The 19,991-nt window shown below is 42.5% G+C and carries 19 protein-coding genes; 12 read left to right on the top strand and 7 right to left on the bottom strand.

The window, feature by feature from the left end; all coding sequences use genetic code 11:
- The first annotated feature begins 442 nt into the window (after positions 1 to 442).
- Complete coding sequence (locus tag MHN30_RS10020) at positions 443 to 757, top strand: hypothetical protein (RefSeq protein WP_010604891.1); 315 nt, start codon at positions 443 to 445, stop codon at positions 755 to 757.
- 83 nt (positions 758 to 840) lie between these two features.
- On the opposite strand, the gene MHN30_RS10015 is transcribed toward MHN30_RS10020, so the two are convergent.
- The gene (locus MHN30_RS10015) at positions 841 to 1,767 is read right to left on the bottom strand and encodes a DMT family transporter (RefSeq protein WP_239359439.1); all 927 of its coding nucleotides are present in this window, start codon (positions 1,765 to 1,767) and stop codon (positions 841 to 843) included.
- Between the two features lie 114 nt (positions 1,768 to 1,881).
- Here MHN30_RS10015 and MHN30_RS10010 point away from each other — a divergent pair, with 114 nt between their 5' ends.
- The 4 genes from MHN30_RS10010 to MHN30_RS09995 all read left to right on the top strand — a co-directional run bounded on the left by MHN30_RS10010 (position 1,882) and on the right by MHN30_RS09995 (position 5,623).
- Positions 1,882 to 2,361, top strand: coding sequence for an Lrp/AsnC family transcriptional regulator (locus MHN30_RS10010; protein WP_069022524.1), 480 nt, complete (start codon positions 1,882 to 1,884; stop codon positions 2,359 to 2,361).
- A gap of 158 nt (positions 2,362 to 2,519) precedes the next feature.
- Positions 2,520 to 3,719: a lipoprotein-releasing ABC transporter permease subunit gene (locus MHN30_RS10005; protein ID WP_099029202.1), complete on the top strand. Its 1,200-nt coding sequence runs from the start codon at positions 2,520 to 2,522 to the stop codon at positions 3,717 to 3,719.
- Positions 3,712 to 4,401: a lipoprotein-releasing ABC transporter ATP-binding protein LolD gene (gene lolD, locus MHN30_RS10000; RefSeq protein WP_095728963.1), complete on the top strand. Its 690-nt coding sequence runs from the start codon at positions 3,712 to 3,714 to the stop codon at positions 4,399 to 4,401. The genes MHN30_RS10005 and lolD overlap by 8 nt, the downstream gene beginning before the upstream one ends.
- Positions 4,394 to 5,623, top strand: a complete 1,230-nt coding sequence (locus MHN30_RS09995; RefSeq protein ID WP_239359437.1) for a lipoprotein-releasing ABC transporter permease subunit — start codon at positions 4,394 to 4,396, stop codon at positions 5,621 to 5,623. The genes lolD and MHN30_RS09995 overlap by 8 nt, the downstream gene beginning before the upstream one ends.
- 85 nt (positions 5,624 to 5,708) lie before the next feature.
- Here MHN30_RS09995 and sbcB read toward each other — a convergent pair whose 3' ends face one another.
- Positions 5,709 to 7,178 (bottom strand): exodeoxyribonuclease I, encoded by a 1,470-nt coding sequence (gene sbcB / locus MHN30_RS09990; protein ID WP_239359435.1) that lies wholly within the window; start codon positions 7,176 to 7,178, stop codon positions 5,709 to 5,711.
- Positions 7,179 to 7,495: 317 nt separating this feature from the next.
- Positions 7,496 to 8,698, bottom strand: coding sequence for an MFS transporter (locus MHN30_RS09985; protein ID WP_130164139.1), 1,203 nt, complete (start codon positions 8,696 to 8,698; stop codon positions 7,496 to 7,498).
- Between the two features lie 107 nt (positions 8,699 to 8,805).
- Between MHN30_RS09985 and MHN30_RS09980 the strand changes: the two genes are divergently transcribed.
- The gene (locus tag MHN30_RS09980) at positions 8,806 to 9,696 is read left to right on the top strand and encodes a LysR family transcriptional regulator (protein ID WP_130164138.1); all 891 of its coding nucleotides are present in this window, start codon (positions 8,806 to 8,808) and stop codon (positions 9,694 to 9,696) included.
- A 19-nt stretch (positions 9,697 to 9,715) separates the two neighbouring features.
- Here the strand turns inward: MHN30_RS09980 and MHN30_RS09975 are convergent, their stop codons facing one another.
- Entirely contained in the window at positions 9,716 to 10,147 is a 432-nt protein-coding gene (locus tag MHN30_RS09975) for a MarR family transcriptional regulator (protein ID WP_130164137.1), read from the bottom strand.
- A gap of 188 nt (positions 10,148 to 10,335) precedes the next feature.
- Here MHN30_RS09975 and MHN30_RS09970 point away from each other — a divergent pair, with 188 nt between their 5' ends.
- Positions 10,336 to 10,764: an organic hydroperoxide resistance protein gene (locus MHN30_RS09970; protein ID WP_010604667.1), complete on the top strand. Its 429-nt coding sequence runs from the start codon at positions 10,336 to 10,338 to the stop codon at positions 10,762 to 10,764.
- A 287-nt stretch (positions 10,765 to 11,051) separates the two neighbouring features.
- Here the strand turns inward: MHN30_RS09970 and MHN30_RS09965 are convergent, their stop codons facing one another.
- The 3 genes from MHN30_RS09965 to MHN30_RS09955 form a co-directional block, all read right to left on the bottom strand.
- Positions 11,052 to 11,495, bottom strand: a complete 444-nt coding sequence (locus MHN30_RS09965; protein WP_045990087.1) for a hypothetical protein — start codon at positions 11,493 to 11,495, stop codon at positions 11,052 to 11,054.
- A 253-nt stretch (positions 11,496 to 11,748) separates the two neighbouring features.
- On the bottom strand, positions 11,749 to 13,899 hold the full coding sequence (locus tag MHN30_RS09960) for an ATP-binding protein (RefSeq protein WP_239359433.1): 2,151 nt from the start codon (positions 13,897 to 13,899) through the stop codon (positions 11,749 to 11,751).
- Positions 13,874 to 15,061 (bottom strand): extracellular solute-binding protein, encoded by a 1,188-nt coding sequence (locus MHN30_RS09955; protein ID WP_239359428.1) that lies wholly within the window; start codon positions 15,059 to 15,061, stop codon positions 13,874 to 13,876. The genes MHN30_RS09960 and MHN30_RS09955 overlap by 26 nt, the downstream gene beginning before the upstream one ends.
- Positions 15,062 to 15,298: 237 nt before the next feature.
- Here MHN30_RS09955 and tmk point away from each other — a divergent pair, with 237 nt between their 5' ends.
- Genes tmk through MHN30_RS09930 form a run of 5 tightly spaced genes read left to right on the top strand, consistent with a single transcriptional unit; the run spans position 15,299 to position 19,812 of the window.
- Positions 15,299 to 15,952 carry a dTMP kinase gene (gene tmk, locus MHN30_RS09950; RefSeq protein WP_130164134.1) on the top strand — a complete coding sequence of 218 codons (654 nt, stop codon included), beginning with the start codon at positions 15,299 to 15,301 and terminating at the stop codon, positions 15,950 to 15,952.
- The gene (gene holB / locus MHN30_RS09945; RefSeq protein ID WP_239359420.1) at positions 15,945 to 16,853 is read left to right on the top strand and encodes a DNA polymerase III subunit delta'; all 909 of its coding nucleotides are present in this window, start codon (positions 15,945 to 15,947) and stop codon (positions 16,851 to 16,853) included. Before tmk ends, holB begins: the two co-directional genes overlap by 8 nt.
- An 11-nt stretch (positions 16,854 to 16,864) precedes the next feature.
- Positions 16,865 to 17,188 (top strand): PilZ domain-containing protein, encoded by a 324-nt coding sequence (locus MHN30_RS09940; protein WP_039497871.1) that lies wholly within the window; start codon positions 16,865 to 16,867, stop codon positions 17,186 to 17,188.
- Positions 17,189 to 17,195: 7 nt separating this feature from the next.
- Positions 17,196 to 17,990: a YchF/TatD family DNA exonuclease gene (locus tag MHN30_RS09935; protein WP_239359418.1), complete on the top strand. Its 795-nt coding sequence runs from the start codon at positions 17,196 to 17,198 to the stop codon at positions 17,988 to 17,990.
- Positions 17,974 to 19,812, top strand: a complete 1,839-nt coding sequence (locus tag MHN30_RS09930) for an alkaline phosphatase D family protein (RefSeq protein ID WP_239359416.1) — start codon at positions 17,974 to 17,976, stop codon at positions 19,810 to 19,812. Before MHN30_RS09935 ends, MHN30_RS09930 begins: the two co-directional genes overlap by 17 nt.
- Positions 19,813 to 19,991 lie beyond the last annotated feature (179 nt).

The raw sequence follows: 19,991 nt of genomic DNA, 5'->3' as shown, positions 1-19,991 counted from the left end.
ATAATTTCCCTTAATAATCAGTGTTGGATTTTTATTGTTTGAGTTATGTCTTGTGTTATTCGGAATTAAGAAAATCATGGTGTTTAGGTTAATGGAATTGTGAATTTTTAAACTGTGCGAGTTTGTTGTGTAAAGTGCGCTATTAAGATAAATGGAATTAATTTCACTTATTTCTTTTTGTTATTTAATTTGCGTCTAATATGTTTATTTAATCTAAATGAGAAGAGAGCCAAAGTATGTGCCTTGACGTATTAAGGTGAGTTTTCTTGATGAGGCTTTAATGTTGAAATTGTTTTTATAAATTTAATGAATTTATTCTTGAGTTGTCATATTTAATGAATAAAATAGCAAGCGCTATAGAGTTTTTATTCAATATTTTGATTTCTGTTACAGTATTTTGCTGTTTTTTATCTATAGCGCTGACTTAAATTAAGGATGAAAAATGAAAAAGCTAATCACCGCACTCGTTGCATTCACTGCATTGTCTGTATCTGCTCAAGAAGTAGAAGAGGCGAAAGCACTCGTTACTCAACAAAACATTAAAATTGTTGCTATTGGCCAAAGCGGCTGGGATCCAATTTGGAGAGAGCCTACCTGTAGCATCCAAAAAACGGATGAGGATGCTGTTGGTAATGCTTACATGATCAGTCATTACGACATGTGTTTATGCCAAAACAGTAAAAAAGCGAGCTATCTGATTGAAGATACACAAAGCAACCCTAAGCAAGCAGCGGTTATTTGTTACCTAGAGCAGTAAGCTAGTCAACAGCAGCAGAGCAAAGTACTTGCACTTTACTCTGCTTTTATCACGCTATTTCCTTTAAGTTCAAATTAGCTAAATTAACTGACTTTTCGCTTTGGCGTGCTAAATAATTTGCCTAACTTCCAATCGAACTTTACAGCGCTGACGGCCGTTAAGATTAAAACAATCCCAAGCGTTTGTAGCATCGAAATCGTGTGCTCGAATGCAATAAAATCTACAAACAGCGCCACGACCGGATAGATAAAAGAAAGAATAGCAATTAATGTGGTGCTCAAGCGTTGAAACGCATCATACATGATCACATACATAAACCCGGTGTTGACGACGCCTAAGAATAAGATATTACCCCAGCTCGATGAAGTCTCTGGAAACTGTGCAAAATCAACCCAAGGCAACAAAAATAAGCCACCAAAAAAGATTTGGATCACAGCAACCACACCGGATGGCACTTGGCTTACCTTTTTCGTCATCAGCGTTGTGATGGTATATAGAAATGCAGCTCCAAGTGCTAGTAGCAGACCAAAAACGGCTTGATTACTCTCTTGTGCAAAAATCACCGCGACTATTTCTTGATACGGGATCCCCACAACCAACCATAACCCCACCACGGCGATGGCCAACCATAAAAGGATTGCTTTACTTGGATACTGACGATACAGCACCGCGCTTAATAATACCAACATCAAAGGTTGTAGATGGTATGCGATGATTGAAATTGAAAAAGGAATATAGTCAAACGAGGCGAATAACAGCACCCAGTTTCCGACCAGCGCAATACCGCCGAGCAAGATGGTCATAAAAACGGGACCTTTAAATACCTCTTTTGTCAGTTGCTTTGTTACGAGCACGTATCCAAGAAGGCACAACGCGCCAATAACACAACGTAAAAATACCACATTCCAATAGGTTTGTTCTGCACTGACGACAAAGTATCCTATGGTGCCAGATAGCACCATAGCTATTATCATCTCTATTGAACCTTTATCTTTATCTGAGCCAAACATTGTTCACACCTTGTCATATTCAATTCTATACTTGCATATTACTTAGGGTTTGCCGTATTGCTAATAGACAATAAAAGGCTAATTTTTCTATTTTCCTAAAAATGAAAGGCAAAAATGCGAAAATTAATTAATAATGAAAAATGGTCGCTTGATGCGATAGATAGCAAGCTTATAAAGCTGTTAGAAAACAACAGCCGAGTGTCTGTTGCTGAAATGGCCCGGGCAGTGAATATGTCTTCACCGAGTGTGAATGAACGCATGAAACGTATGGAAGAGTATGGGGTAATTAGTAAATACAGTATTGAATTAGACCCAGAAAGCTTTGATTACCCGCTGACAGCGATTGTGCGTATTCGTCAGCATCCCGGTAAACTAAAACAACTTGAAGCGATGATCCAAAACATTCCTGAAGTGATTGAATGTGACAAAGTGACGGGAGAGGATTGTTTTTATGTGAGGTTGTGTTTTGAGAGTATGCCTAAGCTAGACGAAATTTTGGATAAAGTCTCGACGCTAGGTGATACCCACACATCGGTGGTGAAATCAACAATAGTCAAACGTAGAAACGTGCCATATCAGATCCGCAAAAGGTAATCGTTAAGTATGGCGAGCAGTAAAGTTTTGACGGGATAAGCAATGCACAGCTAAACGTCAACAAATTTATAGTTTGTCACACTTTTTATAGCAATCTTGCCATCAATCTGATTTTGAGTATGTTAGTATCCGTGCAGCAGTTTTTTACGAGATAGATTATGTTTCAACCAGTTAGCCTCTTTGTTGGGTTAAGATATAGCCGTGCTGCGAAAGGCAATGCATTTATATCGTTTATCTCATTTTTCTCAATTGCGGGTATCGCCCTTGGCTTAATGAGTTTGATCACCGTCAGCTCAGTGATGAATGGCTTTGAGCAAACCTTAAAAGCCGCCATGCTTGATTTGATCCCGCATGTGCAAATTAAGGAAAATGAGCAACTTGATCAAAATAAATTACAAGCCATTGAAAATCATCCGTTGGTTAAACAAGTTTCGCCATATGTTGCAAGTGACGTAATTCTACAAACCAATCAAGATTTGGTGGGCGTGCAACTTCAAGGGCTATTTCAAGGGTATGAAACAGCGTTAGATGATGCAGTGCGTGCCGGCAGTTTAACTCGATTGTACGAGCAAAAATACCAAGTGGCGCTGAGTCGCTATTTAGCCAATAAACTTGGCGTAAGCGTTGGTCAGCAACTCCGCGTGATCATGCCTGAATTCACCACATACACACCGCTTGGCCGCACACCGACGCAGCGCTTATTCACCGTAGCTGCCATATATGATGGCCAAAGCGAAGCTGACACTTATTTGGCATTTGCCGATGGGAAAAGCTTGCAGCGGTTAATGCGCAAGAAGCCAGAGCAATACGACCTAAACATTCATTTATATGATGCTTTTAGCCTACCCGATTTTTATCAGCAAGCGGACAGCTTGTTGCAGGGGCTCGAGACACAGGACTGGCAAACTCAGCAAGGCACATTGTTTGCGGCCGTTGCAATGGAAAAGCGCATTATGTCGCTATTACTAGGTCTTATTGTAATAGTGGCTGTATTTAATATCATTTCAGCGCTATCTATGATGGTGAGTGAAAAGCAAGGGGAAGTGGCTATTTTGCAAACGCTTGGCTTTACACCACAAATGATAGCAAAAGTGTTTATGGCGCAAGGGATGTATAACGGCGTTTTTGGCACACTCATTGGTGTTGCTGGTGGATTATTGCTGTCGAACAATATTAATGAGGTGCTCCATCTCGCAGGCCTTCAGTTGCTTGGTGGCGCTGAACTTCCGGTCAAAATAGAACTAACAGATTTAACGATTATGGCAGTGGGCAGCATATTGCTAAGCTTTTTAGCAACCTTGTATCCAGCTAAACGCGCGTCGAGTGTGCTGCCAGCAGAGGTATTAAGATATGAGTGATTTAGTCATTGACTGCCAAGATTTGGTCAAAAGCTACCAAGATGGTAAAGCCGAAGTAACGGTATTAAAAGGCGTCGATTTATCTGTAACCCAAGGTGAAATGCTTGCCATTGTGGGTAGCTCGGGCTCAGGTAAAAGTACTTTACTGCATATTCTCGGTACCTTGGATAAAGCATCCACTGGCAGTGTAAAGATCAAAGGTGTGGAAGTTGGCAAGCTGTCACGTAAAAAACAGGCGGAATTTAGAAATAAGCATTTGGGTTTTATCTATCAGTTTCATCATTTGTTGATGGAGTTTAGCGCGGTTGAAAATGTGGCGATGCCGTTATTAATTGCCGGTAATAAAGCAAAACAAGCCCGCGAAAAAGCATTACACATGCTCGATAAAGTGGGCTTGAGTCATCGTGCTGATCATAAGCCTTCAGAGCTCTCTGGGGGGGAGAGACAGCGTGTTGCGATAGCAAGAGCGTTAGTAACAGAACCTGATTTGGTGCTAGCTGATGAACCAACCGGCAATCTTGATAAGCATAATGCCCTGCGAATTTATGACTTGCTGGCTGAGCTTAATCAGCAGCTAAAAACCAGCTTTGTAGTTGTAACACACGACTTAGAGTTGGCAGATAAGCTTGGTCGTGCAGTGCAACTGGACGATGGCAAAGTAGGTGTGTATCAGCATGCTTAGTTATTTTTTAAGCAAACGCTTTAGAGAGTCTAAACGTCAGCTTGGTTTTATTGGTTTTTTAACCCGTGCTTCTACGCTTGGTGTAATGCTGGGTATGGCAGTATTGATAGTCGCACTTTCTGTGATTAATGGTTTTGAAGAACAATTAGAGCAGCGCCTGTTGTCGGTGGTGCCGCAAGTGAGTTATCAAGCACCTTACGACCCTATTCAAGCGTGGCAGCAAAAAGTAGAGCTCTTGGAGAGTCAGCGTGGCGTCGTAAGCGCGACGGCTGAAATTAACTTAACAGCCATGCTGCAATACAAAGGCACCTTAAAAGCGGCGCAGTTAAAAGGGATCGCACCGAATAGGCATCATACGGTGTCGAGCATAGGTGAATTTATAAAAGGTGCGGAACTAAAAGCATTAAAACCGGGTGAAGTGATCATCGGCAAAGGGATAGCTGACAAGCTTGGTGTCGTGGCTGGCGATAATATTCAACTCTTGGTTGCTAACAAACATTCGGATAATCCACTCGCTGCGCCAAAGCGATTAACGGCGACTGTGGTGGGACTTATCGATATGGGTGGGCCACTTGACCAAACATTAGCCTTAGTGCCGCTTAATGCATTGCAAGAAGCGATGGACTTTAGAGAAGATCAAGTAACGGACTTGCGTGCCAAGGTGAGTGATGTGTTTCAGGCACAACAAATTGCGACATCAGCGGGTAGGGCATTACCCGATTTAGTGTACGTATCGTCTTGGTTTCGTACGCAAGGCGGACTGTATCAAGATATTCAGATGGTGCGCACTATCGTCTATCTCGTGGTATTTCTGATAATCGCTGTAGCGAGCTTTAATATCGTTTCTTCTATGGTGATGGAAGTAAAAGAAAAGCGGGCGGATATCGCCATTTTGAAAACCATGGGCGCACAGGACAGTACGATTTTCTCGGCTTTTGCGCTACAAGGTGTGACGTATGCAGGGATTGGTGCATTGCTAGGCACTGGGATCGGCATTTTTATTGCTATTAATATTCCCGATATTTTTAAAGCCTGGATCAATATGAGTGATAGTAATCCGCTTGAAGGCGTCTACTTTATTGAATACTTACCGAGCAAAATTATTTGGACAGACATTTATATCAGTTTAGTCACGACTTTTGTTATGGCAGTCGTCGCAAGCTTATATCCCGCTTGGCAAGCCACCAAAACGGATCCTGCCAAGGTCCTGGGAAATGGGTAACACCTAAACCGTAGGTCGGCCTTTAGGCCGACATCTTTAGGCCGACATCTTTAGACCGACCTCCAATGGGCCGAAAACCTGCGAATTACAAACTTTGAGCGTAATGATAAAGCGCTTTTAAGATCTGCATATTGCGCTCATTACCTTCATTCTCTGCGACTAAATTTTCAAGCTCCAGCATAAAATCTTCGGCTGAAATTGAAGGGTTATCTTCATTATGCATCAATTTATTTTGGCAATATTTACGCCATTTATCAAGCTCTACAGGTGAGAGCGACTGCGGCCAATTTCTTGCACGATAGCGAAACAGCAAAGTGTTAAATTTACTGTCTTCAAAATCCAGCTCAATGGTTGCCAACTCTTCGGGCGATGCATTGCGAATGATTGCAAATTTGGCTTTATCGGCCTTGCTGGTGAAACCATCGTAGAGTTGATAATCTGGATTACTTGGTTTCTCGAATCCCTTTTCATCGCTAAAGACTTCTGCAACCTTATCCCTTAGCTCTGGGCGTGCTTTAAGGTACTTTAAGTTTTCAAGGCATTGCTCGCGGTCAATTCCAAGCCTTGCTGCGTTTTCGGGCAAGAGGGTCTTAGCTGGCGCAACCAGCGGGCATTTATTGATATGTACTAGTTTTAATCCAACCGGTAGCTCATCATCACCCAATTCACTGCGTTTTGTATAAAGCCGTTGTTTGAGTGCCTCAACGTCAAGGTCATTCAATACCTCCGGCGACTGTGTTAAGTCAAAGCAGATCACGGCATTGCTATTGACCGGGTGAAAACTCATCGGGGCAATCCAAGTGGTGCAACCTTGTTGCGCTGGAAACATAGAAGAAACGTGTACTAAAGGCTGCATATTGAAAACGTCGATTAGGCTCGACACCGCTTTTTTATGTCTGTGATTAAAGTAGAACTCATACAGTTTTGGCTGTTTGGTTTTTATCAGTTTTGCCAGCGCAATCGTTGCGGTAACATCACTCAATGCATCGTGCGCGGCGCCGTGCTCAATGCCATTGGCGACGGTTAAGTGTTCCAGCTTAAAACTCGGATTGCCATCTTCACGGGTTGGCCATTCAATCCCTTCTGGACGAAGCGCATAACAGGCTCTTACCAGATCTATGATGTCCCAACGGCTATTGCCATTTTGCCATTCACGCTCATAGGGGTCATAAAAGTTACGATAAAGGCTATAACGGGTTAGCTCATCATCAAACCGAATACTGTTATATCCGGCAACGCAGGTTTGTGGTTTGGCAAATTCAGCGTGGATTTTTGCCATAAACTCGGCTTCGGTCAGGCCTTTTTTTAGTGCTAATTGTGGTGTGATCCCAGTAACTAAACAGGCTTGAGGATGCGGGAGATAATCTGGAGCAGGCTGACAATACTCAATCAGTGGCTCACCAATAATATTGAGATCCAGATCCGTTCTGATCCCAGCAAACTGGCTTGGCCTGTCTTTTTGCGGCGTCGCCCCCCAACTCTCGTAGTCGTGCCAGAAAATAGTTGGGATGTTCTGGGCATTATTTGGTGTATCTGATTGGTTTGTATTTGTCATAAAATCAAAAAGTTATTCTACTGTTTTTGTTTGTTTTGGTTAATCATATTTGCCGTGATGGTATGACAACTGTGTATATTAATGTGTATATCGGTTCACACCAGTGTGTATACCGTGATAACTAAGCTGTTTGCCGCTATGCGGATACATATGACTAACGATAGATTGGCATTATCGCATAGAGGCGCGCTTAGAGTAAGGCGTAACCATCGCAGATTGTGTTATTAAAGCAGAGCAAAGCGATAATTGGGGAAGCGACATCGCTTATTGCTTTATCAAGCTGCCCAATTATCTATTAATCAATCACTAAATCGCGATTAAAAGCGCTTTCTTTGAAAGTTTTTCCACATAACAACCGTTATAACTACCAATAGAGTTGAGATAACAATCAAGACATTAAAATTAAGCGTGTGGTTTTCGCGGGGCGTGACTAGCAAACTTGCAATGGTGCCGCCAGAGGCTATCGCAAAGTGCTGTATCGCATTTTGCAGACTTATAAAGGTACTGCGCTCTTCTGCGTGAAGTGAGGTTATAAGTTCTGTCACTAAGATCATAGAGCGGGTAGCGCTTGCAATCACAAACAGGGTAAAAAGTCCGGCTGCAAAAACAACTGAGCTTATCGTAAAGCCAAACAAGGCTGCCAATATCATCAATGCACTAAGAAAGTAAATTAAGTATGAGGTTGTGTGATTGTTTAGCTTACGTCGAGCGTATAGCTGAACTGCAATAAACGAACACACACCACTTAACAAATAGCATGCGCTTAGTATTGGGCTTGAGATGTTTAAGTTGGTAATTAGCATCACCGGAAATTGAGTTGAAATTGCAAATGTACTTAGCACCACAAAAAATGCGATGAACAGCGCGTATTTAAGGGTTTTGGTCGGGTTAAATGTGTAGCTTGGCATTGGGTTGCTAGCGCTGCTTTGCGAAGCTTGCTTTATGTTTGAGAGGAATATAAATGTAAATAATAGCGCTGTAATGGCTAAGCCACTTCCTAGTATCATGAACCCCAACTGCCAGCCTTGATTTGCTGTGATAAATAATAGAGCAGGGATCCCAATTGCCAAGGCGAGTGGAAAAGCACTCAGCAGTATCGCGGTGTCTTTTTTCTTGTCGTTTTCATGGCTTAGCTGGATCACCAAGTTGAGATTGAGTACTACCAATGCGCCGCCACAGATGCCAGTCAATGCACGTACGAAAAGCAGGATATAAAAACTCTCGAGCGCTGAAGTAAGCAAGGTTAACAATGTGGTTGCTGACAGAAAAATAAAGACCTTGTATTTCTCCTTTGAAAGGTTGCCGGTACCACGCACCCATAAACAAGTGAAAGCAGCGGCAATTGCATAAGCCGAAACGAGTAGTCCTGAATTTGATGGGCTGGTACCTGAACTTAGCGCCATTTCTGCACTAAAGGGCACGATAATTAATGCATCTAATGCGATTAAAAAGTGGATGACAAAACATAACCCAAATTTAGCTTTTGGGCTTGCTAAGGTGGTCATTGAAGCTGAAAACATAGACATCCTTAATTGATGTAAACAAAGAAGTCTTGATTGTATTAGCCTTGATTAGGTAATAAAGTGTCCATTATTGAATTGATAAACCCATATTTTGGGCTAATAAAATGATTGATCAGATTGACCCTCAGTGGCTTAACAGTTTCCACTGTGTTTATGAATGCTTAAGCTTCAAACAAGCGGCAGAGTTTCTGGATATCCCGACTTCTAACGTAAGTCGTCACATCGCACTACTTGAAGAAAAGCTTGATGCAAGATTGTTGGAACGAACGACAAGACGGATCTCAGTGACAGAGGCGGGTGAGCAGCTTTATACCAGTACCAAGCCGTTAATCGATTCGCTGTCGGATGCGTTGCAAGAAGTCAATAAACATGCCTCTACGCCAATAGGTCATTTGCGTATAGTGATGCCCGATATCCCCATTCTCGGTCAAGCAGTGGTAACCTTTTGCGCTGCGCATCCATTAATTTCAATAAGTTGTGACACTAGCCTAAGTCCGAGAGAAAACCTCTTAGATGGCTTTGATGTCGTGCTCTACTTTCATCGTGGCAAGCTTGAGGATAGCAATTGGGTGGTTAAAGAACTGGCTCGATTACCAAGCGTTGTGGTGGCAGCTCCCAGCTTGCTAGAAAAGCATACTTCGCCGTATAGATTAGCAGATTTACAGTCTCTTCCTTGTATTTCAACCCTTACCGCCGTAAACGGTACGCCTTGGATATTTACCACCAAGGAAGGAAGATTAACGACGGTGAATGTTAAATCGAACTTCAGAGTTAACAGTGGGTTTATAGCCAAGTCTGCCGCGCTATCTGGGGTTGGGTTTGCCATCTTGCCACTGAACTCCTGTAAAGCAGAAATCGAGTCAGGCGCGCTGATACCAATCGAGTTAGAGCAGCAACCGGAAGACCTTGTGCTTTATGCGTTCTATGCTGGCCGTAAACATCTGGCCAAAAAAATATCAGCATTTCTGGCACATTTAGAACGCGCGCTACAATGACCCTCTAATGATTTCTACTTTAAGCCAAATCACCGTTGATCGAATCTAGTAATTCAATAAGTGCTTGCGCTTTTTGCTCGTCGATACTTGGAAACTTACAACGGATCTGCTCGGGAATTGTGGCAGCTTGGTGTCGCAGATCATGACCCTTACTTTGTAGTTTTACCACTCGTTTGCGCTTATCTTTTTCGTCTTTAACGATAGAGATCAGGGCTTTGTCAGTCATTTTCTTTAAGATTTGCGTCATAGCACCGCCATCGATGGCGGTTTTTTCTAGTAACTCAGCTATGCTGATTTCATCTTTCTCCCAAAGTGCCATCATCACCACATATTGAGGGTAGGTTAGGTCGAGTTTTTGTAAAGATGCTCGGTAAGCACGGGCAATACCATTGGAAGCCATGTAGAGGCGGTGGCAGATTTGGGCGTCTAGTTTTAGTTGTGGGTAGTTCATCACATATTCCTACAAAGTAGCTAAGCTATATTTTAATTTGCACACAAAGTATTTGCAATTCTAAAAAATTGATTCTATTATTTTGCATGCAAAATAAGTGTCGAATTGATTTTACTTCATCTAGAGTAAAGCCTCGCTGCGTTAGGGTGTAGGTGAGTACTCTACAAGCACAAACTTAGGAGAACGAAATGAAAGAACTACAAAGTATTGCATATACGGCGAAAGCAACTGCTACAGGTGGTCGAGAAGGTGTGGCGAAGTCTGACGATGGTCGTCTTGATGTTGCACTTTCGACACCAAAAGGCTTAGGTGGTGATGACGGGCAAGGGACTAATCCAGAGCAATTGTTTGCAGCAGGTTATGCGGCGTGCTTTATTGGCGCATTAAAATTGGTGGCAGGCAAAGCAAAAGTTAAGTTGCCAGAAGATACACATATTAACTCTGAAGTGTCTATTGGGCCAATTGAAGGTGGCTTCGGGATAGCGGTGAAATTAGCGGTATCGGTTGGCGACTTAGACAAAGACACGGCGCAGTCACTCGTTGAAAAAGCTCACGAAGTTTGTCCATATTCAAATGCTACTCGTGGCAATATTGCGGTTGAGCTTTCAGTTATTTAATTAACCTGAGGTTTGGATAAGGAATGAACTAACTAACTGTTTTTTTATCGCCTTAAACTATCTTCTTACCTAGCCAGAGAGTTTTGAGGATAACACCGCTTCCGCGTCCTGCTCTCGCTAAGGTACCTACTTCCTGTAGGCAAGGCGAATTTACGTACCAATAGCTGGCTATTGGAAGTGAATTCAACGCAGTTAGCGTTAAAACTGGCTGCTAGAAAGGCATTAATTATCCGAAGCTCAGGTTAACTCACTTAAGTGAGTTAGAGCCAGCGTATTTTGACGCTGGCTTATGTGTTTTCTAACGGGTCGGTGACATTAAAGCAATGAATATCACCGCCCGTTCTAAAATCAACACGTTTAACTTGCTCAACGATTTCCACCGTATTATAGCCATTGAGTAAACCAAACATTGCCGCTTGTTGGCCTGAGCCGATGGCATAAGATTGCGCTAAGGGTTCAGATTTACAGGTGCCCCTTTTTACACAACCATACCAAACGCCTTTTTTGGGGTGATATTTAATGAATTCCAAACTCTCAATCGTATCAAACTGATTATTTGAAAAATTGTGCTGCAAATTGTATATATCGCATGTCTGGCCAGTGCAAAACACTCTCCAGCCGTGATAATCAAACCACTTTTGAGCGTTATCGGTAACGATGATCTTGTCGGTAGTGGTTCTACTATCACAGGCTATTTCTGCTGTTTTTGCGTTATAGACGATGGTTGTCATTCCTTTTGACTCCTATGAAATTACAATTCTATGAAACCATGCAATAGTGCAGGTAAAAATGCTGATGGTATAAAGACTTGAATGCTAATTGAATGTTGCACTAGAAGAAGTTTACCTGAAGTGAATGTCTGCGCTTTCTAATTTCAGACAAGGATTATAAGAATTTTACGATGTTATTCAATTGTAACTTAAGTGAACTTTCTTCAATTTAGCTTATTACATTTAGCCAACTAAAATGGGGCGAAATTGACCGTTAACTCACAATCGTATTTATCACTTCATAAAGTTTTTTCATATCGATCGGTTTTGCGACGCAATTATCAAATCCAAGTTGCTGATAATTTTCTAAATCTCCCGACATCACGTTGGCTGTGACGGCAACCAGCGGGGTTGTTTTATCTTGTTCTCTGACTTCTGAGCATACTTTTAGGCCATCTTTTTTTGGCATCTGAATATCGACAAAAAAGATATCAGGTTTCAATTCGTGATAAAGCTCAATCGCTTCTTCACCATCCTGAGCTATGACAAGATTCGCTTCAGTTGGTTTAATCATGGCACTAAATATTTTTTGATTAAGGGGATTGTCTTCAGCAAGTAGCAGGTTTTTATCCTTCAAGGCGGGTATAGCTTGCAAGTCTTGCATGATAGATTGTTCTGGTGCGTCGCAAATATCGAGTACGAGTTCAACTGTGAACTCACTACCAATACCTTCTTTACTTGTCACCGTAACACGGCCGTCCATTAACTCGGCGAGTTGTTTTACAATTGCAAGTCCAAGACCGGTTCCTCCATACTTTCTGGTGGTAGATGAGTCTGCCTGTTGAAAACGATTAAATAGCTTCTTTAGCGCGACTTCGGAAATACCGGCGCCCGTATCTATTACACGGATGGAGAGATGTTTACCGCCATCTTGGAGTATAACGGTTACAGAACCGTCACTGGTAAATTTAACTGCATTGGATATTAAATTCCTTAGTATCTGCTTCAAACGCAGCGAATCACCAAGTCGATAAGGGTTAGCGAGTTCCTCAGTATGAATAATCAGGTCGATTTGCTTAGCACTGGCAGTATGGACAAACTCTTGTTTTACTTCAGTGACAATACTTTTGACATCCACCGTCGCTGATTCCATCTTTAACTCACCAGCTTCAATTTTAGAGAAATCAAGTAAATCATTGAGTAAACTAAGTAATGTTTCTGTGGACGTCATGCCTTGCGCAATGAGTTCTTTGGAGTCTGCTGCATTTCTATGGTGCTTCATTAACTGAAATACGCCATAAATACCGTTAAGTGGCGTTCTTAATTCGTGGCTCATGTTCGCCAAAAAGTGACTTTTTGCCCGCTCTGAACTTTGTGCTTTTACTTTTTCACTTTCAAGAGAGCTGATCTGCTCTTTGATTTGCTTCGCAAGTTGGTTAAGGGTCACTTGAAGAGTTCTTAATTCTCTAAATTCAAAATCGCTTTTCGCAGAAACGTAATGTCCTCGTTTCAGTCGTTCACAATGGCGTTCAAGTGCTTGCATCGGATTGGTCAAGCGTTTTGCTAATCGGCGTAAATACCAAGTAAGTAATACCACTAGCATCAACCCGATAAGCACTATGTATAACACTGCGCGTAAAATGTCGTTACTGTATACTTCGGCTTCTCGTTGTAGCTGTAAATCAAGTGCTACAAAATCGTCTTTTAGTGAATAAATAGGACTACGGTATACACCTTCAGTGGCATCTGAGGACTGTGTTCCCTCAAGCACAAGCTCTTGACTGGTGAGCCAGATAGAGCCTTTTTCCTGATTGGAACCTAAAAATGGCTCAAGATCGACTTCGAGGAATAGTACACCCGTATATTTATAAGGACGCATTAACGATGATAATTTCTGTCTAAGGGGAATGGCGAGAAACAACTTGGCCTGATCAGACGGTTTTTTTTCAATGCTTTCAACTGGGACAACAAGTTTGTCGATTCTTAAAGTGCGTCGCTGTTGCGAGAGGACCTTGTTAGCATGCTCGCTAAATACGGAGTTGTTCCAACGTAAGGTATCAAAAGGATATCCCTCTACGGTAAACACGGAGCCATCGTTGATAAACGCAGACTTCACCATGTCGGTATTGTCGACTAAGTTAGTTAGCGCCTTAACTGCGTATTGAGTAAACAGTAGATCGCTCGGTAAGGTAGATAAAATATGGTCTTCACTTAATGGTGCAACTTGATAGATAAGCTCATTGACTTGCGCTTTAAAATCGCTGATAAGACTTGCACCAGTGCGTTTAACGTCTTCTTGCTCTAAGGTTGCCTTTTGTTGCATCAGAGAAAAACCAACCATCGCAACCAGTACAACGAGGAAGAGAGAGAATAATGCCGTAATTTTTCTTTTTATTTCATCAACGATGCTGCGATTTGCTTTCATTCTGTCCCGACTTTGTGACGATAAATTGCATATATTGCGTCGTTTCTTCGACACTATACACACCACCTAAATAGCGTGTTAGTCCTTTTAACATGGCTTCCCAAATATAGGCCATAATAGGTTCATTGGGTTGTGGATAGGTTTCATGCAAAGATGCAATCAGCTGAGACAGTGCTTCGTCGCCGCGTTTTGTAAGTCCAGCTAAGCTGTCGCCGTTTGCAGGCAGCGCATTGAGCTCATCCCACAGTTTATCTTGTACCTTCTGGCTTTGCATAAAGTCAACAAGCAGCTTTAGATGTGGACCTTTTTTAGATTCTATGCCATTGGCAGGAAAAGCCAGTACATGAGACGATGCTAGAGACATCAGCTGATGATTACCCCACCTCGGTAAAGGCGCGATGGCTAGGTCGTCTTTAAGCTTGTCTTTAAGTTGACGATATGCCCAAATTCCATTCACAAAGTAATCGAGCTTGCCAGTCTTAAAGCGATTCATTAAGCATTGATAAACACAATCAGCGTCTATGATGCCGCTGTTGAGAAGTGATTGATAATTGGAAATTGCGAGGCGCATCGCTTTGGTGTCAAGCTGTGGTACGCCTGCCTGGATGAGATTAGGCTGAAGGGCGTTCGCAAAGGTCACAAACCAATACATTTCATAAAAATTCCAGCCGAGCGTAGGTTTGTCTGTAACAGCATGCTGTGCGTAGGTTTGTAAGTCGGTAATAGGGTGTGGCACAAGTGCACGGTTGTAATAGAGTACAAGATGGTTGCCATACATAATTGGTACGCCCTTGAGCTCACCATTGACCTTACTGTTCTCAATGACTTTTTGTGTGAGCTTTTTGCTTAACCAAGACTCAGGCACCTGAGAAAATTGCAGTTCCGACAACCCCATATAATCGCTAGGAATAATCACGGCATCCGGTAACTGCAGGGCATCTGCATACAACAATAACTCGCTTTTCAACTGATTGTTGTTAAAAGCAAGAATGTTAACTTTAATCCCTGTTTTTGCACTAAATTCTTCAAATAATGGCTGAAAATCAAAGTTTTCAAGTCCTACCGCGACATCTATCTCTGGCGGCTCACTTGCACGTGCATGTACTGGGCTATAAACCAGAAGAAGTAACATGAACGCCAAGCAAAGCATTTTACCCAGCATATCAATACGTTTCCTTTACGGGCCTAAAAGGCATGTTAATGTTGCTCGGCATGGGGCGGTTCTTACATAAAACTAATCGGATGTGCTTGTTATTGTAGACCAAATTTTTCTGTTTTAAATTATTTTCAGAATGACAAATTCAATTTACCAGGCAATTCAATTCTATTTCAGTCGTGAATAATTCACTAAAACACGATAAAATAACAGCCAAATAAGAATGATGAGTACGTCCTTGCTATGAAAAAAGGGTTTATGCTGGTCTGCGATGGCAGCAATGGCGCTGGAAAAACAACGGTTATTGCCGGATTGGAAGCGTATTTAAAACAACGCGGTATTGAAGTTGTGATGACTCGTGAACCTGGTGGAACAGAGATCTCAGAGAAGATCAGAGAAATCATTCTAGATCCCTCAACCCCCGAAATGACAGACATGACGGAGCTTATGTTGTTTGGGGCTGCGCGTGCTCAGCACGTTCGTGAAAAAATTATTCCAGCACTTGAGCAAGGCAAAGTCGTTATTTCTGATCGATTTGACGCTGCAACATTTAGTTTTCAACATTATGCAAGAGGACTAGATCTTGCCACCATCACAACCATTAATCAGCTTGCGCTTGGCGGTTTTCGTCCAGACATGAATTTGATTTTGGACTTGGACCCTGAAGAGGGCTTACAGCGAGTCAAATCGCGAGGTGAGGGGCTAGATAGACTCGAGGATGAAAAGCAACAATTTTTGCAGCGCGCACGTGAGGGTTATCTCGTTCAAGCGAAAAATGACCCTGAACGATTTACTGTGATTGATGCCAGTCAAAGTAAAGCACAAGTACTTGAGCAAAGTATTGAATTGCTTGATAGCTTGATAGCCACACACCTTACAGTGGATGGCAATGAATAATTTGCTTCCAAGTTGGCACAGCAACGCTTTGAGTTATCTTGCTCGGGCACAGCAAAATGGTCGTTTGCATCATGCTCAGTTGTTATCGGGTAAAAAAGGCGTGGGAAAGTCTCTGCTTGCGGCGCACTTGGCAGATGCACTGTTATGTTTACATCCACAAAATCTCACTGCCTGTGGGCAATGTAAGCCATGTAACTTGAACTTAGCTGGTAATCACCCAGATAGACTGAGTGTCGTGCCTGAGGGAAAATCAATCGGGGTGGATGAAATTCGAGAGATCACGCATTTCTTGAACCATTCAGCGCAGCAAGGTGGCAATAAAGTCGCGTTGATTGAACACGCGCATTTGATGACCCATTCAGCTGCAAATGCGCTGTTAAAAACACTTGAAGAGCCAAATGCTAATCGTTATTTGGTCGTTACCAGCGATGATGACAGTAAGTTACCTGCCACCATTTTGAGCCGCTCTAATAAAGTGGCGATTCACTCGCCCAATCAAGCGGAGGCTGCGCAGTGGCTGGCAGCTAAAAATATCGCTTGTGATTTCCCTTGGTTTGATGAATTTTCTCTACAGCCATTTATTATCGAAACGTGGCAACAAGAAGGTGCGCTTGACGATGTGACTGCGCTTTATCACGCGGCGAATCAATTAACAGTAGAGAGTGCGCAAACGGTTGAAAAAATTTTGTTAAAGCACAGCGCAATGAGTGATGTATTCGCCCGTTTTTTGCTCAACCGTTTAAAAGGGGCGATGACACAAGGGAATGGTTTGAGTTTTACCCAGTATCAAGACTTAGTGAGCTTAGTACATCGGTTTATGTACGAACAGAAAAATGTGTTAGGGTTAAATCAAAACCTTAGCATTTCTAATTTACTTTTTGCCTTACAAAAACAGCTATAAAGAGGTGGTGCATGCAAGAGTTACTTGCGGATTTTGAAGATTTAGATGAGCTATATCGTTGTTATATGCCATTTCTGAAATCCGGTGGCATATTTATCAAGTCCAATGCCCATTTTGATATGGGGCAAGAATTAAAGCTCAGAGTCACCTTGCCTGACGCCCTAGAAGCGGACGAAGTTGACGTGGTTGTTGCTTGGTTAACACCGCAAGGCGCGCAAAATTCTAATCCATCTGGGGTTGGCGTTGCGTTTGTTGACGCGCCAGCTCTGAACGATAAAATAAATAAGCTTTTGGGTGCGACTTTGCATTCAGATAAACCAACTTACACCATGTAGAGCCAGTATGATTGTAGACTCTCACTGTCATTTAGATAGACTCGATTTTGAAAAGTTAGGCCTAAGCCTTGAAGAAGTACTCAGCAACGCGAGACAAAAACAAGTAGAACACTTTTTATGCGTTAGCGTGACGCTAGACCAATTTCCATCCATGTTAGAAAAAATAGCCCATTTTGATGATGTTTCTGCATCTTGTGGGGTACATCCACTAGATCAAAAAGATAAATTGGATGCTGAAAGGCTAATACAACTGGCGAGTAATGATAAAGTCGTTGCTATTGGTGAAACTGGATTAGATTATTATTATTCAAAAGATACGCATCAGGTACAGCAAGAAAGCTTTGCTGGACACATAGATGTGGCTAATCAGCTACAAAAACCACTGATCATTCATACTCGCGATGCAAAAGCGGACACGATAGACATCATGCGTGCCCACAATGCGCAAAATTGCGGTGGCGTGTTGCACTGTTTCACCGAGGATTGGCCGATGGCAAAACAGGCACTAGACCTTGGTTTTTACATTTCAATCTCAGGTATTGTGACGTTTAAAAATGCGACGGCGCTTCAAGAAGTCGTTAAGCAAATCCCTATGGACCGATTGTTGATTGAAACCGATTCACCTTATCTTGCACCAGTACCGCATCGTGGTAAAACTAACCAGCCTGCTTACGTACAAGACGTTGCGTATTATATTGCTGACTTAAAAGGAATGAGCTACAAAGCGCTTGCAGAGCAAACCACGAATAACTTTTACTCTTTATTTAATTTGGTGAAACGCCAAGATGGTAGCACAACTTAATCAGCTACCTCAGGTGTTGATGGGCCCGCTGGTTCGCCGAGCTGAGCAGAATAAAATTTGTATTCAGGTTGTTACTTGTGAAGCCGTGGACATCTCGGCTTCGCTATTGACCCATCAAAGTCGGTGTGAGGTTGAGACATTTCAGCTCGGTGCAGCCTGCTTTTTGCATTTTTTGATGATAAGCAGCGAGAAGGCTCTGCCAACAGCGCAGCTGCTCGAGTATCAAGTGCTTATTAACGGTGCCGCGTATAAGCCAGATTATCTGCGTTACGGAGAAGAGCTCAGCTTTGCGATACCTGCTGTGCTCAAGCAAATATTACATGGCTCATGCCGTAACCCGCATCACCACGCAAAAGACAGTCTACATACTGCGGATCAGTGGCAGGAGCAGCAGCGCGAGCTTGGTGAATTAGGTGCTGACTTGTGTATTTTTTCTGGCGATCAGATTTATGCAGATGATGTTGCCGGCGCCATGTTGTTGGCTATTCATCAACTTATAGCAAGGCTAGGTTTGTTTAAAGAAACCAAATTACCAATGCACTTACCTGCTGATCAACAAGCCCAGCTTTACCATCGCCACTTATATCTGCCGAAGACGCCATGGCAGGAGCGCTCAAAATTTTCACCGGGATATTGGTTTCGAAAGGATGAACCGCACTTTTCTAGTGTTAAGGCCTTTAATCACCTAATTTTCTTCGAAGAGTTTGTCGCCTGTTACCTGTTAAACTTCTCTCATCTTGCTTGGCAGTTGGTTAACTTTGATGCACTTCATTATGACGGTGGCAACGACAAAGTTAGGCGAATATTTGAATCCGAACTTGACGCCCTAAAAGGCTTTGTTGAAACGTTGCCCAGTGCTGAGCGATTGTGTGCGAACGTGCCTGTACTAATGATGTTTGACGACCATGATGTGACCGATGATTGGAACTTGACGGCTAAATGGGAACAGGCAATTGCAAACCATAAAGTGAGTCGCCGCATAATCAGTAATGGCATCATTAGCTATTGGCTGTTTCAAGGCATTGGTAATGATGCGTTTGAGTATAGCGGGGCGCTGACATCAGGTTTTAATTCAAGCCTGATTGACAACGAATGGCACTTTTCGGCGTTTGACAAACAAGTTCGTCGATTCACACACTGGCATTATTGTTTAGATACGTTTCCAAAAGTGGTGGTGCTAGATACTCGTACACATCGGTGGCGTAATGAACAGGATTTCAATGAACCAAGTGGATTACTCGACTGGGAAATGTTGATGGAGCTGCAAGACACGCTTATCGACCACAGTGCAGTATTGATGGTCAGTCCTGCGCCAGTATTTGGGGTAAAGGCAATCGAAACCATACAAGCCATATTTAACACCTGTGGTGAGCCGTTAATGGTAGATGTGGAAAATTGGATGGCACATGAAGGGGCTGCGAAGAAGCTCATAGAAATTTTTAAGCGTCCAGATACACCCAAAGAAACCATTATACTCTCCGGCGATGTACATTATTCGTTTTGCTTTTCGGTTCAGGCACGTTTTGGTCGTCATGATAACCGTATTTGGCAGCTAACCGCATCAGGGATAAAAAATGAATTTCCAAAGCCGCTTATCAATATTTTAGATAAGATGGACACGATTTTGTATGCCAAATATAGCCCTCTGAATCTCTTTACGAAACGTTGGCAGCTATCTGTAAGTAAGCATCCTTCGTCGCTAAAAAAACATGGTTATTTGGTGTCAGACTCTGCGATTAGCTTAGTAACGCTTGAGAACGGTTTGCTAGAGAAGTATGAGCTACTGCACGGCACGGGGATCCACAGTCATTTTGAGTTATAAGTCTTGGTAATAGATTTTAGAATGGAATAAACCGACTTCAGCTATTTGTAGCATAGCTTGGCTGTACGGGTGAGCTTGCGTGATGCGCTACACCCATCAAAAAACACATGCTATTTTTCGCTTTTGCTATAGTTAATATAACGCGGGCTAACATCTCGACTATATGACTCTAATCAAGC

The organism is Pseudoalteromonas sp. OF7H-1 (genome assembly GCF_022347825.1).
GTDB lineage: Bacteria > Pseudomonadota > Gammaproteobacteria > Enterobacterales > Alteromonadaceae > Pseudoalteromonas > Pseudoalteromonas maricaloris.
The sequence above is the reverse complement of the archived record's forward strand: the minus strand, read 5'-3'. Positions and strand labels throughout refer to the sequence as shown.